Origin of the sequence: Rhizorhabdus antheiae (assembly GCF_049889055.1) — a bacterium.
GTDB lineage: Bacteria > Pseudomonadota > Alphaproteobacteria > Sphingomonadales > Sphingomonadaceae > Rhizorhabdus.
In genome coordinates this window covers 157067-170563 of sequence record NZ_JBLTWO010000007.1, presented here as the reverse complement: position 1 = coordinate 170563, position 13497 = coordinate 157067, and the positions used below count along the sequence as shown (strand labels likewise).

General features: G+C 66.4%; 15 protein-coding genes, 1 tRNA gene and 1 pseudogene. 8 read left to right on the top strand and 9 right to left on the bottom strand.

Features of this window, described 5'->3' with window-relative positions; genetic code table 11:
* Window positions 1-8: 8 nt before the first annotated feature.
* Window positions 9-917: a DMT family transporter gene (locus ACNI3R_RS14560; protein WP_426184557.1), complete on the top strand. Its 909-nt coding sequence runs from the start codon at window positions 9-11 to the stop codon at window positions 915-917.
* A gap of 4 nt (window positions 918-921) precedes the next feature.
* Here ACNI3R_RS14560 and ACNI3R_RS14555 read toward each other — a convergent pair whose 3' ends face one another.
* Both ACNI3R_RS14555 and ACNI3R_RS14550 read right to left on the bottom strand, forming a co-directional pair.
* Window positions 922-1971, bottom strand: a complete 1050-nt coding sequence (locus ACNI3R_RS14555) for a Glu/Leu/Phe/Val family dehydrogenase (RefSeq protein ID WP_426184555.1) — start codon at window positions 1969-1971, stop codon at window positions 922-924.
* A gap of 142 nt (window positions 1972-2113) precedes the next feature.
* Window positions 2114-2190: transfer RNA gene (locus tag ACNI3R_RS14550), tRNA-His, on the bottom strand.
* A 180-nt stretch (window positions 2191-2370) separates the two neighbouring features.
* On the opposite strand from ACNI3R_RS14550, the gene ACNI3R_RS14545 reads away from it, so the two are divergent.
* Complete coding sequence (locus ACNI3R_RS14545; protein ID WP_426184553.1) at window positions 2371-2784, top strand: RrF2 family transcriptional regulator; 414 nt, start codon at window positions 2371-2373, stop codon at window positions 2782-2784.
* A gap of 165 nt (window positions 2785-2949) precedes the next feature.
* Window positions 2950-3183 (top strand): hypothetical protein, encoded by a 234-nt coding sequence (locus tag ACNI3R_RS14540; RefSeq protein ID WP_426184551.1) that lies wholly within the window; start codon window positions 2950-2952, stop codon window positions 3181-3183.
* Window positions 3184-3378: 195 nt separating this feature from the next.
* Here ACNI3R_RS14540 and ACNI3R_RS14535 read toward each other — a convergent pair whose 3' ends face one another.
* From ACNI3R_RS14535 to ACNI3R_RS14520, 4 genes and pseudogenes are all read right to left on the bottom strand, one after another.
* Complete coding sequence (locus ACNI3R_RS14535; protein WP_426184549.1) at window positions 3379-3717, bottom strand: antibiotic biosynthesis monooxygenase family protein; 339 nt, start codon at window positions 3715-3717, stop codon at window positions 3379-3381.
* Window positions 3718-3745: 28 nt separating this feature from the next.
* Window positions 3746-3961 carry a non-homologous end-joining DNA ligase LigD gene (ligD, locus tag ACNI3R_RS14530; RefSeq protein WP_426184547.1) on the bottom strand — a complete coding sequence of 72 codons (216 nt, stop codon included), beginning with the start codon at window positions 3959-3961 and terminating at the stop codon, window positions 3746-3748.
* A gap of 19 nt (window positions 3962-3980) precedes the next feature.
* Window positions 3981-4295: pseudogene (locus tag ACNI3R_RS14525) on the bottom strand (Ku protein); the annotation flags it as partial.
* 62 nt (window positions 4296-4357) lie between these two features.
* The gene (locus tag ACNI3R_RS14520; RefSeq protein ID WP_426184545.1) at window positions 4358-4918 is read right to left on the bottom strand and encodes a nuclear transport factor 2 family protein; all 561 of its coding nucleotides are present in this window, start codon (window positions 4916-4918) and stop codon (window positions 4358-4360) included.
* A 164-nt stretch (window positions 4919-5082) separates the two neighbouring features.
* On the opposite strand from ACNI3R_RS14520, the gene ACNI3R_RS14515 reads away from it, so the two are divergent.
* Complete coding sequence (locus ACNI3R_RS14515) at window positions 5083-5586, top strand: nuclear transport factor 2 family protein (protein WP_426184543.1); 504 nt, start codon at window positions 5083-5085, stop codon at window positions 5584-5586.
* A gap of 26 nt (window positions 5587-5612) precedes the next feature.
* Window positions 5613-6764, top strand: coding sequence for an alkene reductase (locus tag ACNI3R_RS14510; protein WP_426184541.1), 1152 nt, complete (start codon window positions 5613-5615; stop codon window positions 6762-6764).
* A gap of 6 nt (window positions 6765-6770) precedes the next feature.
* Here the strand turns inward: ACNI3R_RS14510 and ACNI3R_RS14505 are convergent, their stop codons facing one another.
* Window positions 6771-8381 carry a cisplatin damage response ATP-dependent DNA ligase gene (locus ACNI3R_RS14505; protein ID WP_426184539.1) on the bottom strand — a complete coding sequence of 537 codons (1611 nt, stop codon included), beginning with the start codon at window positions 8379-8381 and terminating at the stop codon, window positions 6771-6773.
* Window positions 8381-9373, bottom strand: a complete 993-nt coding sequence (locus ACNI3R_RS14500) for a ligase-associated DNA damage response exonuclease (protein WP_426184701.1) — start codon at window positions 9371-9373, stop codon at window positions 8381-8383. The genes ACNI3R_RS14505 and ACNI3R_RS14500 overlap by 1 nt, the downstream gene beginning before the upstream one ends.
* Before the next feature lie 128 nt (window positions 9374-9501).
* Here ACNI3R_RS14500 and ACNI3R_RS14495 point away from each other — a divergent pair, with 128 nt between their 5' ends.
* The 3 genes from ACNI3R_RS14495 to ACNI3R_RS14485 are packed head-to-tail and all read left to right on the top strand — an operon-like array spanning window position 9502 to window position 12372.
* Window positions 9502-9963, top strand: coding sequence for a (2Fe-2S)-binding protein (locus ACNI3R_RS14495; RefSeq protein ID WP_426184537.1), 462 nt, complete (start codon window positions 9502-9504; stop codon window positions 9961-9963).
* Between the two features lies 1 nt (window position 9964).
* Window positions 9965-12121: a xanthine dehydrogenase family protein molybdopterin-binding subunit gene (locus ACNI3R_RS14490; protein WP_426184535.1), complete on the top strand. Its 2157-nt coding sequence runs from the start codon at window positions 9965-9967 to the stop codon at window positions 12119-12121.
* 2 nt (window positions 12122-12123) lie between these two features.
* The gene (locus tag ACNI3R_RS14485) at window positions 12124-12372 is read left to right on the top strand and encodes a hypothetical protein (protein ID WP_426184533.1); all 249 of its coding nucleotides are present in this window, start codon (window positions 12124-12126) and stop codon (window positions 12370-12372) included.
* A 15-nt stretch (window positions 12373-12387) separates the two neighbouring features.
* On the opposite strand, the gene ACNI3R_RS14480 is transcribed toward ACNI3R_RS14485, so the two are convergent.
* Window positions 12388-13491 carry a 2OG-Fe(II) oxygenase gene (locus ACNI3R_RS14480; protein WP_426184531.1) on the bottom strand — a complete coding sequence of 368 codons (1104 nt, stop codon included), beginning with the start codon at window positions 13489-13491 and terminating at the stop codon, window positions 12388-12390.
* Window positions 13492-13497: the final 6 nt, after the last annotated feature.

The following is a 13497-nucleotide window of genomic DNA, read 5'->3' as shown; positions in this document are numbered from 1 at the left end:
GCTACGGAATGAACCCGCCCCTCCCTTCGCGCCCGCAGGACATCGTCCGGGGGATCGCCCTGCGCTCGGCAGGCGTCGCCTTCTTCGCGCTGATGAGCGCGGCGATGAAGCTGGCCGGCAATCATGGCGCCGGTCCGGTCGAGATGGTGTTCTTCCGCGCGGCGGTCGGCATACCGGCGATCCTCGCCTGGCTGTGGCTGACCGACGGCGTGGGCACGATCCGGACGAAGCGGCCGGGCGCGCATATCTTCCGTTCGCTGATCGGGCTGGCCTCGCTCGGCCTGCTCTTCCAGTCGCTGGTGCTGCTGCCGCTGGCCGACGCGGTCGCCATCGGATTTTCCGCGCCGGCCTTCGCGACCATCCTCTCGGCCATGTTCCTGCGCGAGCATGTCGGGCTGCATCGCTGGACGGCCGTCGCGATAGGCTTCTTAGGCGTCATAATCGTCGCGCGGCCCGGCGGGTCGGACCTGCCATTGACAGGGGTGGCGATCGCGATTGCCGCAGCCTTCGCAAATGCCGCCGTGAATGTGACGGTGCGCGAAATGGGGGCGACCGAGTCCGCCGGCGCCATCATCTTCTGGTTCTTCGTCAGCGTCTTCGTCGCCAGTGCGATCGCGATGCCCTTCTTCACCGGGCGCCACGATGCGACGACCTGGTGGCTGCTGCTCGCAGGCGGGCTCACCGGCACCGGCGCGCAGCTGTGCATGACCCGCGCACTGCAAGCGGCCCCGATCGCCGCGCTCGTGCCGTTCGACTATGCGCAGATCGTCTGGGCCGCACTGCTGGGGTGGCTGATCTGGTCGGTGGTGCCCGGCCCCAGCACGCTGGCCGGCGCCGCACTTATCGCCGCCAGCGGGCTCTACACCGTCTGGCGAGAGCAGCGCCTGCGGCGCGCAAGCGCTGCGACTCTCGGCTGAGCGCTCAGCCCCGGCCGATCAGCCGCATCGCCATGCGGTCGGCAACGACTGCTGCTGCAACGCCGCTGGCGGTACTTTCGGACCAGATCGACTCGAGCCGTTCGGGAATATGCGCCACCCGCGCCTCCACCTCGGCGCGGTTGCCCTGACCCAGATATTCGAGCGCGACGTTGATGATGCCGCCCGCGTTGATCACATAGTCGGGCGCATAGAGAATGCCGCGAGCGTGGATGCGATCGGCATCGGCGGGGGTGGCCAGCTGGTTGTTGGCAGCACCTGCGACGATCCCGACCTGCAACGCTGCGATGCTGCGCTCGTCGAGCACTGCGCCAAGCGCGCAGGGGCTGAGCACATCGGCCTCGACCGTCATGATCTCGCCGGTCGAAACCAGCTCCGCGCCCAGCTCGTCGGCCAGTGCGCGGGCACGCTTCGCATCGGCATCTGCCAGGGTGAGCCGGGCGCCGTCTGCCGCCAGCAACCGCGCCAGCGCACCGCCGACGCTGCCCACGCCCTGGATCGCGACATGCACCCCGCGCGGGTCGCTCTTGCCCAGCCCGCGCTCGATCGCCGCACGTACGCCCAGATAGACGCCCAGCGCGGTCGTCGGGCCGGGGTCGCCGCCAGCATTGCCCGCTGCCACGGGCAGCCCCGAAACATGCTTCGTCTCGCGCGAGATCGCGACCATGTCGGCGTCCGACATGCCGACATCCTCGGCGGTGACATAGCGTCCGCCGAGCGAATCGACCGCACGGCCGAAGGCCGCCAGCATCTCGGGGGTCTTGGTGCGGAGGGGATCGGCCAGGATCACCGCCTTGCCGCCACCCATCGGCAGGCCAGCCATGGCGTTCTTGAAGCTCATGCCCCGCGACAGACGCAGCACATCGGTGATCGCCTCGGCCGGATCGGCATAGTGCCAGAAGCGCGTGCCGCCAGCCGCCGGCCCGAGATGAGTCGAGTGCACCGCAATGACCGCCGTCAGCCCGGACGCCGCGTCGCGGAAGAGGTGCACGCCCTCGTGATCGTCGAAATCGGGAAGGAGCCAGGGAGCGATCATTACAACCTCACGCAATTCTATTACGATTTGAGGTAATATAATTGTTCAGCTCGGATGGCTAGCCCAAAGCGGCCTGGTACAACGCACGGCTCAGCGGCACCGGGAGGTGCCCGACCGGATGGCTGCTGCATGCTTGAAAAGGTGGGGCGACCGACGGGACTTGAACCCGCAACTTCCGGTACCACAAACCGGTGCTCTAACCAATTGAACTACGATCGCCACGGGCGCCGGGACGCCATGTGGGGCGCTCCATAGGCAAAGCCCCGGCCGGACGCAAGCGGGCATATACGCATCCCCTGCGGACAGGTCGAACGTCGCCGTCGGCTTTGTCTACTAACTCTACTCTTCCATTATCGTTGGCTTTGCCTACATGGATCGCAATCTTCAGAGGGTCGGGCCGTGCTGTCACAGAGAACGCGATATGCGATACGCGCCTTGCTCCATCTCGGGGACCGTTATGGCCAGGGGCCGATTCAACTCGCCGAGATCGCCGACGAACAGAATATCCCCGGCAAATTCCTGACGGTCATCCTGTCGGAGATGAAGCGGGCCGGCTTCGTCGAGACGATGCGCGGCAAGGAGGGTGGCTATTGGCTGTCACGGCCGCCGGCCGAAATCACCTATGGCGACATCGTCCGGGCCACGCGGGGCTCGCTGGCATTGGTGCCCTGCGCCGCCCGTCTCGCATACACGCCCTGCGACCATTGCATAGACGAGGCCAAGTGTCGGTTGCGCGCCGTCATGTTGTCCGTGCGGGACGAGACGGCGAATATTCTGGATCGACTGTCTTTGGCAGAACAGCTGGACCTGTAACGACCCTATGAAATCCGTCCCTTTCGGGATTTTCGTTACGGACGTCGTTACCTTTTAAGCCTTGGATTCATGTCGATTTTCCGTTGACGCTCTTGTCTTCGACGTTATGTCAGCCCGAGGTACGGCGTTCGAGCCGGCCGTTAAAAAGCTTTGGGAGCTGCTCGAATGAAGAAGCTGAGCGTCGTCGTCGTTGCTGCTGGTCTGATCGCACTGGCCGCCTGCAACAAGCAAACTCCGGCCGAAAACGCCGCTGACAACACCACCGCCGCCCTGGAGAACCAGGCTGACGCGCTCGAGAACGCCGCCGACTATGCCTCGAACGAGGCTGTCGAGAGCGCGCTCGAGAACAAGGCCGATGCCGCTGAAGAAGCTGCTGACGCCGTTCAGGACGCGAAGTAATCTCCAGGTCCGCTGCGGACCGGAATTACTGACAGGACGGGCGCCTCGAAAGGGGCGCCCGTTTTCTTTTGTGCGAAGGGCTGTGGATCGCGCAGCCCTTGTCGATGCCCCCGCCATTCGGACGCAGCATCCGCCCCGACATGCAGCCGACTTCTCTACACCCGGAAACAGGCCAGAAACAGGAAGGCTGGAGCTTCAGTCGGTTGCGGGCGAGGTCCGGGTGATCAACCGGTCGCTGACGACGGTCATCGTGAAAATGGGATCGGCGTCGGCGGGAACCTCGCAGACGGCCTCCTCGAAGGCCCGGCGTATCTCCGGCTCCTCATAGGCCATTTTATGGTCGAAGGCGTAGCGCCAGGTCGCCTCGTCGGGCCATTCGGCATAGCCCACGAAACGCCCATCCGAATCGCGGTGCAGGCGCGAGCCGTAGCTCCCGTAGATTTCGCGGATCAGGTCGGTGCCTCGCGTCCAGGCGCGCACGAACTGCTCCTCCTTGCCCGGGTGAACCTTCCACCAATAGACGGCTACGAACATGGCGGCTCCCCTCTCCTCGGCCAGAGCATCATAGATCGGGCAGGGCCTGATCCGCCATGCCCCAGCCCCTCAACCTCTTCGCGGCGGCACGCTTCAGCAACCGGTCGACATCGGCAATGGCGAAGGCGACGAGGCCGATGGCCGCCAGCAGCGTCCGGATTTCGCGTGCCGCCTTCTTCACATCGGCGAAGTCCAGATCTTCGTCCGGATCGAAGTCGAAGATCAGCCCGTCCGGCTTCTGCACATCCTCGACACGCGATCCCCAGTTCGAGCGTCCGCTTGCTCTCCAGTTTCACCGCGTCGATTTCGTCCTGTTCGGGCAGGACATAACTGCCCTTCGACACCTCGAAACCCTTGACGATATCGTCGGTGTCGACTGGCCCCAATCCCGGCACGATTTTCTCGTAGCGGATGCGCTTGCCGCTCGGTTCGTGCACCTGATGAAAGGCGACCTGCGCGCTGCTGACGGTTGCGCTGTAGATTTCGACAGGAATCGAGACGAGGACGAGGCGGATCTGCCCCTGCCAGTAAGCGCGCGGCCATGCTCTATTCTCCTGCCCCTGCGAATGCGGAGTCAAAGCCCGTTGGAGGCGATGGTTCCGTCGGCGCGGGCGGGCTCCTGCGGGCGAGAGGCCCGGCGTCAATCGAAGCGGGTCAGATGGCCACCGAGAAAGGCATAGGAGGGGTCATGCGCATCGCGGGTCGCGAGGTGCAGGCGCGCACCGGGGTTGTTGGGCGGAACCGCGTCCGCATCCGCCATCGTCCGGCCGACCGGATCGACCCGATCCCAATCGTGGACCGATCGCCGATGGACGATCGCCCACAGCCCGTTCCGGCATTCGAGATAGTCGAGATAACGCCCGCCGCCGGTGACGTCCGTCAGGCCCTCGCCATCGCGGACCCGGAGCAGGACATCCCAATAGCTTTCGGACCAGGCGCGGTTGCCCTCGATCTCGATCTGCACGTTGGACAGGACATGGCGCGTCAGCAGCATCGGCTTGTGGATGCGCCACACCCAGTCGACGAATCCCTCCGCCGTCCCCACGAACAGCGGCGCATGTTCGTCGGTGCCACCGGGATGCCAGCAGGACAGTGCCAGTTCGCGGTCCATCCGGTCCATGGCGCGGCAATAGCGGTGCAGGACATCGGTGATCGCGAGGCGCGCAGCGACTTCCTCCAGGCCGGGTGCGGCAACCGACATCGGCATTCCTCTCTCTCCGCCGATCTTCGCCCGACCGGTCAAATGGTGAGACTATCAACGGCGGGCTACCTCGCAGCTAGGCTTTTGCGCAGCTTGTGAAAGTGGCGCACATCCGGCCCTCTGCCGTCCGACGCGGGCCGAGATCCGCCGCAACGGAGAGCGCCATGGATCTGCCACCTCCCCCGTCCGGGCTTCAGGACCTGCTCGACCGGGCCGCGATCCACGATGTGAAGCAATGCTATGCCTTTGCCGTCGACGGCCGCGATTGGCCGCTCTACCGCATGATCTTCACCGACGAGGTCGCGTTCGACTTCTTCGACTGGGCCGGCATCCGCGAGACGATCGCGGCCGATCGCTGGGTCGAGATGGTCAAGGCCACCCTCGCCCCGTTCGACGCCACCCAGCATGTGTTCAGCGGCCAGTTGGTCAGGTTCATGGGCGACGAGGCTGAAGCCGTGACGAATATGACCGCGCGGCATCAGCTGGGCGACGAGGCGCAGATGATGGGCGGCTATTACACCGAGCGCTTCGTCCGCACGCCCTCCGGCTGGAAGATCGCGGCGTGCCGGCTCAACATCACCTGGGAGCAGGGCGACCGCAGCCTGTTCGAGAAGGCTGCGGCCCTCGGCGCGCGAGCGCGACCCGATATCGGCATGCAAGGCGTCTGACGCCCACCTCATGAAGGACCAAAGCAATGAGCACTGACTCCGTGGATGCCCTGTTCACGCCGCTGCGCGTCGGCAATGTGACGATCGCCAACCGCATGGCGATGGCGCCGATGACACGGCAGCGCTCGCTGCTCGACGGCACGCCGACCGACCTGAACGTCGACCATTACGGCCAGCGCGCCTCGGCCGGGCTGATCGTCAGCGAAGGCATCTATCCGGGGCCGATGGGCTGCGGCTATCTCTTCTCGCCGGGCCTCCACAGCGACCGCCATGTCGCCGGCTGGAAGCGCGTGACCGACGCCGTCCACGCTGCCGGGGGGGCGATCTTCGGGCAGATCATGCACGTCGGCCGCCTTTCGGACCCGCTGATGCTCGACGGCGAACAGCCGATCGCGCCGTCGGCGGTGCAGCCCGATCCCAAGGCGCGGCACTATACGGTCAACTGCCCGCGTCCGAAGCGCCCCTATCCCCAGCCGCGCGCGATGACCCACGCCGAAGTGCTGGGCGTGATCGACGAATATGCGCGCTGCGCCGCCCTCGCCCGCCAGGCGGGCTTCGACGGGGTCGAGGTCCACGCCGCCTCGGGCTATCTGCCGATGCAGTTCCTGTCGACCAACGCCAATGTCCGCACCGACGAGTGGGGCGGCAGCGTCGAGAGGCGCGCGGCCTTCCTGCTCGCCTGCGTCGACGCGATGATCGCGGCGACCGATCCAGGCTTCGTCGCGGTCAAGATCGGCCCCGGCTGGACCTTCCACGACGTGTTCGACGACGACCCCGTCGCCACCTACACATATGTCGTGCGCGAATTGTCGAAGCGCGGCATCGCCTATCTCCAGATCGGCAATTACGGGATGGAGTGGGACGTCTATGGCACGCTGCGCCCGCTGTTCGACGGGCCGGCCATGTTCGTCGCGGGCTTCACCCGCCAGACCGCCGCCGCGACGATCGCGAGCGGTGCGGCCGACATGATCGGCTTCGGCCAGGCCTATATCTCCAACCCGGATCTTGCCGAGCGCTATCGGCACGGCCTCGACATCACCCGCCCCGATATCTCGACCTATTATACGCAAGGGGCAGAGGGCTATACCGACTATCCGGTCCACGCTGAGACCGACCCCCGCCGGCTCCAGCCGGTCGACGCCGCCCCCACCCCGCTGTCGGCCGAGACGACCGGCTAAGTCGGGTCAGGCGATCAGCTTGCGGAGGCTGTCGATGCTGTCGGCCTCCGCCGCCGGCTTGTCGCGGCGGATGCGCACGATGCGGGGGAAGCGCATCGCGACGCCCGACTTGTGCCGGCGGCTTTCATGCACGCTGTCGAAGGCAAGTTCGACCACCAGCGTCTTCTCCACCTCGCGCACGGGGCCGAAGCGGTTGAGCGTGTTGTTGCGGACGAAGCTGTCGAGCCATTTCAGCTCCTCGTCGGTGAAGCCCGAATAGGCCTTGGCGACCGGCAGAAGCTCGCCCCCCTGTGCGGGATCGCCCGACCAGCAGCCGAAAGTATAGTCGGAATAGAAGCTCGATCGCTTCCCGTGGCCGCGCTGCGCGTACATCATCACGCAGTCGATCGTCAGCGGATCGCGCTTCCACTTATACCAGAGGCCGGTGCGGCGACCCGCTACATAGGGGCTGTCGCGGCGCTTGAGCATCACGCCCTCGATCGCCGCGTCGCGGGCACCCGCGCGGGTTTCGGCGAGCTCGTCGAAATCGCGCGCCGCGATCACGGTCGACACGTCGAAGCGGTCGGGATCGAGCCGGCTGGCAAAGGTCTCCAGCCGCGTACGGCGTTCGCTCCAGGGCAATTCGCGCAGATCCTCTTCACCGGCGATCAGCAGATCGTAGAGGCGGACGAAGGCGGGGTAGTCGCCGAGCATGCGCGCGGACACGGTCTTGCGGCCGAGCCGCTGCTGCAGCGCGTTGAAGGAGGCGGCCGAACCGCCATGTTCCTCGCGCCCCTGCGCCTCGCCGCGCACAAGCATCTCGCCATCGAGAACCCCGTCCAGCCCGGCAGCGGCGGCTGCGACGTCTGGAAAGGTCGCGGTGATGTCGTCCCCGGCCCGGCTGTAGAGCCGCACCGCCTTGCCCGTACCCACGATCTGGACGCGGATGCCGTCCCATTTCCACTCGGCGGCATAATCCGCGAGGTCGACGACCCCGTCCTCCAGCGGATGGGCGAGCATGAACGGCCGGAAGAAGGGCGTACCACGCGGATCGGGGCGCTGCCCGCCCTGCCCCCAGGCGAAGAGTTCGGCATAAGGCGGTTTCAGCGCATGCCACACCTCCTCGACCGCATCGACGTCGAGGTCGAAGGCCTGGGCGAAGCCGGTCTTGGCAAGGCGCGAGGAGATGCCGACGCGCAGGCCGCCCGTCGCCAGCTTGAGCAGCGCAAAACGCCCCGGCGAGTCGAGATGATCGAGCATCTCGCCCAGTGCCGCCGGAGCCTCCGTCCGGCCGAGCCTCATCAGGCGGTCGACAACCGCGCCCAACGTCAGCGACCCGTCATCGATCTCCGCCGGCTGGTCGAGCCGCTTCGGCCACAGCAGCGCGACGGTCTCGGCCAGATCGCCGACATAGTCGCGGCTCATGCGGAACAGGGTGGGGTCGACGCGCTCGTCGACGATCGCCTGGATCGCCGAGGCCTTGACCGCCGGCAGGCTGAGGTCGCCGGTCAGCGCCGCCAGCGCCCAGCCGCGATCGGGGTCCGGTGCGCTACGCATATAGTCGGCGATCAGCGCCAGCTTGGCGTTGCGCGAACGGGTATAGACGAGGCCGTCGAGCAGCTGGGAGAAGGCGCGCATCAGCCCTCGTCCTCGTCTTCATAACCGACGAGCGCGAGTGCCCGGGCACGAATCTGGTTGAGCGCACACCAGTGGACGAGCGCTTCCTCGCGCCCGTGCGTCACCCACAATTCGCGCGGCGCGACTTCGCGGACAGTGTCGGTCAGTTCGTCCCAGTCGGCATGGTCGGAAATGACCAGCGGCAGTTCGACATTCTTCTGCCGCGCCCGCTGACGCACGCGCATCCAGCCCGAGGCCATCGCGGTGATCGGATCGGGCAGGCGGCGCGACCAGCGGTCGTTGAGCGCCGAAGGCGGGCACAGCACGATGCTGCCGCGCATCGCATCCTTGTTGGCGGCGGTGGCGGGCACCAGCGGGCCGAGATCGACCCCGAAGTCGCGATAGAGATCGCACATCTTCTCCAGTGCACCATGGATGAAGATCGGCTCGCCATGACCATGGCCCCGCAGTTCCGCGATCACGCGCTGCGCCTTGCCCAGCGCATAGGCGCCGACGACGACGCAGCGATCGGGTGCGGCGTGGAGCGCCGTCAGCAGCCGGTCCATCTCCTGCCCGATCGGCGGGTGGCGGAAGACGGGCAGGCCGAAGGTCGCCTCGGTTATGAGGATATCGCAGGGCACCGGCTGAAAAGGCGCGCAGGTGGGATCGCCTCGGCGCTTATAGTCGCCCGTCACGACGACACGTTCGCCTGCATGTTCGAGCACTATCTGCGCGGAGCCCAGCACATGGCCTGCGGGAACGAAACTGGCCTCCACCCCACCCACGCGCACCGACTCGCCATAGGCGACGGGCTTGCCGTCAACGGCGCCATAGCGCAGCCGCATGATCGCCAGCGTCTCGGGCGTAGCCCAGGCCGCGCGGTGCCCGCCGCGCGCATGATCGGCATGGCCATGGGTGATGAGGGCACGATCGACCGGCACGGACGGATCGATCCAGGCGTCGGCAGGCCGCACATAAATGCCGCGAGGGGAGGCTTCGATCCAGTCGACCATCGACCATAGACGATAGCAGCGGATGCCGGTTCCATCCATGTGGTCGCATTTCCGGGTTTACAGAAACCGAACGGTACGTATCATCCATGATCGAGCGCGCGCCATGCGCCGAACAGAGGGTGCCTCCGATGAGCTTCAGCATTACCGTCAACGGCGAAAGCCGTAGCGTCGACGTGGACGACGATACCCCGCTGCTTTGGGTTCTGCGCGACGATCTGGGGCTGACCGGCACGAAATTCGGCTGCGGCGTGGCGATGTGCGGCGCCTGCACGGTCCATATGGATGGTCAGCCGATCCGGTCCTGCTCGATGCCGATCTCGGGCGTCAGCGGCGAGATCCGGACGATCGAAGCGGTCGAAGGTCCCGAAGCGAAAGCCGTGCAGACCGCCTGGGTCGCACATGACGTCCCCCAATGCGGCTATTGCCAGTCGGGCCAGGTGATGAGCGCGGTCGCGCTGCTGCGCGAGAAGCCGCAGCCGACCGACGAGGACATCGACCTGGCGATGAACGGCAATCTCTGCCGCTGCGCCACCTATGTCCGTATCCGCGCCGCGATCCATGCGGCCGCCAAATCCCTCACGGAGGCCTGACATGGGCGCACAGGATATGACGCTGTCGCGACGCGACGCTCTCAAGGCCGCCGGCGCGCTGGTCGTAGGCGTCTGCCTGCCGGTCGGGGGGCTCAAGGCACAGGCCGCCAAGGGCCCGCCGCCCATCACGCCCAACGCCTTCATCCGCATCGGCGCCGACGACATGGTCACGATCCTGTCGAAGCATATCGAATTCGGCCAGGGCCCCTATACCGGCCTCGCCACCATTGCGGCCGATGAACTCGACGCCGACTGGTCGAAGGTCCGCGTGCAGAGCGCGCCGGCCGATGCGAAGATCTATGCGAATCTCATGCTCGGCGCGCAGCTGACGGGTGGTTCGTCGGCGATCGCCAACAGCTTCGACCAGATGCGTCAGGCGGGCGCGATGGCCCGCGCGATGCTCGTCCAGGCCGCTGCCACCGCCTGGAAGGTGCCCGCATCGGAGATCAGCGTCTCGAAAGGCGTCATCTCCCACGGCAAGAGCAAGCGCTCCGCCGGCTTCGGCACCTTCGCCGAAGCGGCCTCCAGGCTGCCGATGCCCAAGCAGGTCGCCTATAAGGATGCGTCGGCCTACACGTTGATCGGGAAGGACAAGCCCGGCGTTCGCGTGGACAGCGCCGACAAGTCAACAGGCCGCGCCAAGTTCACGATCGACATGACCGCGCCGGGCATGCTGACCGTGCTCGTCGCGCGCAGCCCGCGCTTCGGCGGCACCGTCCGCAGCTTCGACGCGTCGGATGCGATGAAGGTAAAGGGCGTGGTCGCGGTCAAGCAGATCTCCACGGGCGTCGCCGTCTACGCCAAGGGCATGTGGCCTGCGATCAAGGGGCGCAAGGCGCTGCGAATCGAGTGGGACGACAGCAAGGCGGAAACGCGCGGCAGCGAGGAAATGATCGCCGCTTATCTCGGGCAGACGCGCCAGCCCGGCACGGTGCACGGCCAGAAGGGCGACGCCGCCAAGGCGCTTGCGGCCGGCGGCGAGGTGATCGAGGCGGAATATGTCTTCCCCTATCTCGCCCATGCGCCGATGGAACCGCTCGACGGCTTCATGATCTTCGACGGCACGACGGCCAAGGCGCGCTTCGGCTCGCAGGCCCAGACGATCGATCAGGGTGCCATCGCCCAGGTGCTCGGCATATCGATGGACAAGGTCGAGATCGAGACGCTTCTGGCCGGCGGCAGCTTTGGCCGCCGCGCGACGCCCAACGGCCATCTCGCGGCGGAACTCGCCGAGGTCGCCAAGGCGATGCCGGCGGGCACGCCGGTCAAGCTCGTCTGGACGCGCGAGGACGACATTCACGGCGGTTATTACCGTCCGCTGTTCGTCCATCGCCTGAAGGGGGCGGTGAAGGACGGCAAGATCACTGCCTGGTCGAACACGATGATGGGTCAGTCCTTCATGATCGGCTCCTCCTTCGAGGCCTTCGCCGTCCGCAACGGCGTCGATGCGATCATGAGCGAGGGATCGAGCAAGCTGCTCTACGACATCGCCGATTTCCGCTGCGATGTGCATGTCGCGAAGTCGCCGGTCAGCACGCTCTGGTGGCGTTCGGTCGGGCACACGCACACCGCCTATGCGGTGGAGTGCTTCATGGACCAGCTGCTCGCGGCCGCCGGCCAGGATCCGGTCGCGGGCCGGCTCGCGATGATGTCGGGCAACCCAAGGGCCGCAGGCGCGTTGAAGGCGGTAGCCGAGCTTGCCGGCTGGAAGGGTCCCAAGGTCGGCAACGGCCGAGCGCGAGGTGTCGCTGTCGTGGAGAGCTTCAACAGCTATGTCGCACAGATCGCCGAAGTTTCGATGGGCGACAATGGCGAGCCCAGGGTCCACAAGGTGTGGGCCGCGGTCGACTGCGGCGTCGCGGTCAATCCCGACATCATCCGCGCACAGCTGGAAGGCGGGATCGGCTTCGCGCTGGGCCATGCCCTCTATGCCGAAGTGCCGCTCGAAGCGGGTCGCCCGACCGTGTCCAACTTCAACGACTATCGTTCGCTGAGGATCAACGAGATGCCCGAGATCGAGGTCGCTATCGTTCCGTCGAGCGAAGCCCCGACCGGCATCGGCGAGCCGGGCGTCCCGCCGCTCGCCCCCGCCGTCGCCAACGCCATGGCTGCCCTTGGCCACAAGCGTCCAGCGCGGCTACCGATGGTGCGAGCGTGATCATGCGGGTAGCCGGCCTGTCGGCGCTGCTTGCCCTCGCCGTCGCCGGCGCGGGCATCGCCGCCGACAAGGAGCCGGCACGCAACGGCGGCAAGGACATGGCGCAGCTCGTCCACCATATGGCCGAGGACGAACTGGTCGGCTGGGGCTGGAACCCCGGTGGCAAGCGGACGCCGGCGCCCGGCACGCAGGCCAAGTTCGGCGCGCTGTTCACGGCCTGGGCAGACTCCGGAGCGCAGTGCCCAGAATGACCATGTAGGGGCGGCTCAGTTCCGTCCCTGCCCCGACTGCCGCACGCGATATTTGGCGAGATCGCTTGCCACCTGCCCCGAACGTGCCATGGCTTCACGCTCACGCGCGGCCGCCTCATCATAGAAGAAGGGCAGGAAGGCATAGCGCCGGCCTTTTGTGACGGGCTGTGCCTCGTGCAGCAGCGAGCAGGAAAAGACCAACGCCGCACCGGTCGGCGCCCGATAGGACCGCGTCCCGAACTCCGGAAAGAGCAGATTGCCGCCTTCATAGTCTTCCGTGTTGAGGTTGATCGTGCAGGCGAACCGGCGATGCGCCGTGCCTGCCGTCGTATTGTCGCGATGGGCGCGGAAGAAGCCCGCCGACTCCCCGTCATAGCAAGCGACCATATAGCGCTCGACGCGGGTCACCTCGAACTGCAGCGCACGCTTCACCATCGGAATCAGGAAGCGGGTCAGGCGCAGTTGTATCTGCTCGCGCAGGGCCGGGTCCTCGACATGATGATCGCGCCTGCGTTTGATCTTCTCGTCGAATACGCCGACTGTCTTGCCCTCGACGGTGCGCATGAAGCCGGATGGCTCGCCGCCCGACTGGTCATAGGCATCGATCAGACGACGGCAGAAAGCCCGGTCGAAAACGTCAGGCAGGATCAGCACGGGCGCGGGAATCTCGACGCGCGGCCGGCCCACCACCTCCGTCATCCGATCGAGAAGCGCGCCGCCATTGGCAACGTCCGAACGACCCATGATCCGCATCAACGGGTCCATCGCCATCCATATCGGGCGAGCCTCGTCGATCGCGTCGATCGCGCCGAAGCGTTGCGCGATCGACCCGTCGAAATCGGTGAACCAGCGTATCCCCGGCAGGCTGATCGCGGCCCTGCCCGCTTCGACATCGGTCGGATCGCGGGTGATCCCGAAAAAGCACAGCCGGCGGTCGTCGAGCATTGCGCGGCGCGCGTGGAGATCGGCGAGGGCCTGTCGCGCCAGCGGCGAGTCCGCGCTCTTCACGAACAGCAACAGCACATGCATCCCGCCGAGCGACGAGAACTGGAATTCCTTGATTCCGCCGGGCACAGGCGCCTGGAACCACGGCGCAAACTCGCCGGGAAGGATCTTCATGGTCGG

What these genes read in the sequence shown, in the direction of transcription:
- ACNI3R_RS14540 (WP_426184551.1), top strand. Translation starts at nt 2,950, where the DNA reads ATGAAGAAGCTGAGCGTCGTCGTCGTTGCTGCTGGTCTGATCGCACTG.
- ACNI3R_RS14535 (WP_426184549.1), bottom strand. Translation starts at nt 3,717, where the DNA reads ATGTTCGTAGCCGTCTATTGGTGGAAGGTTCACCCGGGCAAGGAGGAG.
- ACNI3R_RS14560 (WP_426184557.1), top strand. Translation starts at nt 9, where the DNA reads ATGAACCCGCCCCTCCCTTCGCGCCCGCAGGACATCGTCCGGGGGATC.
- ACNI3R_RS14515 (WP_426184543.1), top strand. Translation starts at nt 5,083, where the DNA reads ATGGATCTGCCACCTCCCCCGTCCGGGCTTCAGGACCTGCTCGACCGG.
- ACNI3R_RS14555 (WP_426184555.1), bottom strand. Translation starts at nt 1,971, where the DNA reads ATGATCGCTCCCTGGCTCCTTCCCGATTTCGACGATCACGAGGGCGTG.
- ACNI3R_RS14500 (WP_426184701.1), bottom strand. Translation starts at nt 9,373, where the DNA reads ATGGTCGACTGGATCGAAGCCTCCCCTCGCGGCATTTATGTGCGGCCT.
- ACNI3R_RS14485 (WP_426184533.1), top strand. Translation starts at nt 12,124, where the DNA reads ATGCGGGTAGCCGGCCTGTCGGCGCTGCTTGCCCTCGCCGTCGCCGGC.
- ACNI3R_RS14495 (WP_426184537.1), top strand. Translation starts at nt 9,502, where the DNA reads ATGAGCTTCAGCATTACCGTCAACGGCGAAAGCCGTAGCGTCGACGTG.
- ACNI3R_RS14520 (WP_426184545.1), bottom strand. Translation starts at nt 4,918, where the DNA reads ATGTCGGTTGCCGCACCCGGCCTGGAGGAAGTCGCTGCGCGCCTCGCG.
- ACNI3R_RS14480 (WP_426184531.1), bottom strand. Translation starts at nt 13,491, where the DNA reads ATGAAGATCCTTCCCGGCGAGTTTGCGCCGTGGTTCCAGGCGCCTGTG.
- ACNI3R_RS14490 (WP_426184535.1), top strand. Translation starts at nt 9,965, where the DNA reads ATGGGCGCACAGGATATGACGCTGTCGCGACGCGACGCTCTCAAGGCC.
- ACNI3R_RS14505 (WP_426184539.1), bottom strand. Translation starts at nt 8,381, where the DNA reads ATGCGCGCCTTCTCCCAGCTGCTCGACGGCCTCGTCTATACCCGTTCG.
- ACNI3R_RS14510 (WP_426184541.1), top strand. Translation starts at nt 5,613, where the DNA reads ATGAGCACTGACTCCGTGGATGCCCTGTTCACGCCGCTGCGCGTCGGC.